The following is a 1,795-nucleotide window of genomic DNA, read 5'->3' as shown; positions in this document are numbered from 1 at the left end:
GTATCCGCTCAGTAAATCGGGGTAAGACGAAAAATAAGAATTAACAAAGGTACAATATGCGTCGTAGAATATGACACATGACGCAAAAACTACCAGCGGAGAAATTAGTGTCCGGCTTGCTGCAATCGATTGACCCACAACAGATTGCAGACGAAAGTGTGCGTCAAACAGTAGAAGTATTACTTAATTTAATAGAGCAACTAAACTCCAAGGTCAAACAATTAGAAGAAGAAAACCAAAAGCTACGGGATGAGAACAACCGTCTTAAAGGCGAAAAAGGTAAACCAGACATCAAGGCGAATAAAAAGAAAGGATTTAATAAAAACCATTCATCAGAAAAAGAACGAAAAAAACCTAAAGAGCACAGTAAAACAAGTAAAAATGGAACCATTAACATAGACCGAGAAGAGATTTTAGTCTATCCTCAAGAAGAATTACCAGCAGACGCACAGTTTAAGGGTTATGAAGAAGTAGTTGTTCAAGACATTGTACTGAAGCCAGATAACATTTTGTTCCGTAAGCAAAAATACTACTCACCACGGACAGGAAAAACATATCTGGCACCCTTACCAACAGGTTATGAGGGGGAATTTGGTCCGGGAATCAAAGCTTTGGTCATGAGTTTGTATTATGGTGGCAACATAACCCAAGGGAAGTTGTTAGAATTTTTAGAAGATATTGGTATCTCGATTAGTGCAGGAACAATATCGAATTTATTAATCAAAAAGCAAGAATATTTTGAAGCGGAGTATAAAGAAGTATATACTTCCGGTCTGGAAAGTAGCCCTTGGCAACACTTTGACCAAACAGGTGCACGTGTGGGGGGAGTAAATCATACAACGAATGTGATTTGCAACCCTTTGTATACGATTTACCAGACGACACGAAACAAAGACCGTTTGAGTGTATTGAAGGTGTTGCAAAACACAACTGAGCTTGAGTTTATTCTCAACTCCCTAACATATGAGCTTTTAGATACTTTTAATTTACCAGCCAAGTGGATTAATCAACTCAAATTATTACCTCAGCAAGTCGCTTTGACGGAAACTCAGTTTAATTTTTTAATTGATGAGTATTTGAGTAAACTCGGTTCCCAGCATCGTTCCCGCCTATGTGAATCGGCAGCAATTGCCTTTTATCATCAGCAATCAACCATTCCCGTAATTAAAACTTTACTGTGTGATGATGCTCCGCAGTTTAAGTTAATAACCTCGGATCTAGCTCTTTGTTGGGTGCATGAAGGACGACATTATAAAAAATTAACTCCACTTGTGCCTTGCCATCAAAAACTTTTAGATGATTTTCTGGGAAGATTCTGGAACTATTATCGAAAATTGCTAGCTTATCGAGATTCTCCCAGTTCTGAAAAAGCTCACGAGCTAGAACTAGAATTTTGGACACTTTTTACCGAAAAAACTGGTTACGAGCACTTAGATGAACGAAAACGATTAACTGCTTTAAAAATGGATGAGTTGCTTCTGGTTTTGGAGCATCCAGAATTACTGCTGCATAATAATCCAGCAGAGTTAGCTGCTAGGACTATGGTGCAACGACGTAACATCAGTTACGCAACTCAGACCGAACAAGGCACAAAGGCTTGGGATATTTTCATGTCTCTTGTTGACACTACTCACAAGTTAGGTATCAGCTTTTTTGAGTATGTGCGCGATCGCATTTCTCAAGTTGAAAATATTCCATCTTTGGGGACAATTATTCGGGAGAAATCTTCTTCTAATCCCTATGGTTGGTCATGGGTGCCTCAATAACCACCTACCCCGAAATTTTGAGGGGATAC

At 38.9% G+C, this 1,795-nt stretch carries 1 protein-coding gene; it reads left to right on the top strand.

Annotated features, from left to right (window positions below; translation table 11 throughout):
- Positions 1-77 precede the first annotated feature (77 nt).
- Entirely contained in the window at positions 78-1,766 is a 1,689-nt protein-coding gene (locus ACM03V_RS34330; RefSeq protein WP_414625287.1) for a hypothetical protein, read from the top strand.
- Positions 1,767-1,795 lie beyond the last annotated feature (29 nt).

The organism is Calothrix sp. CCY 0018 (assembly GCF_963920925.1).
Lineage (GTDB): Bacteria > Cyanobacteriota > Cyanobacteriia > Cyanobacteriales > Nostocaceae > Rivularia.
This window is presented reverse-complemented; position numbering and strand designations above follow the sequence as displayed.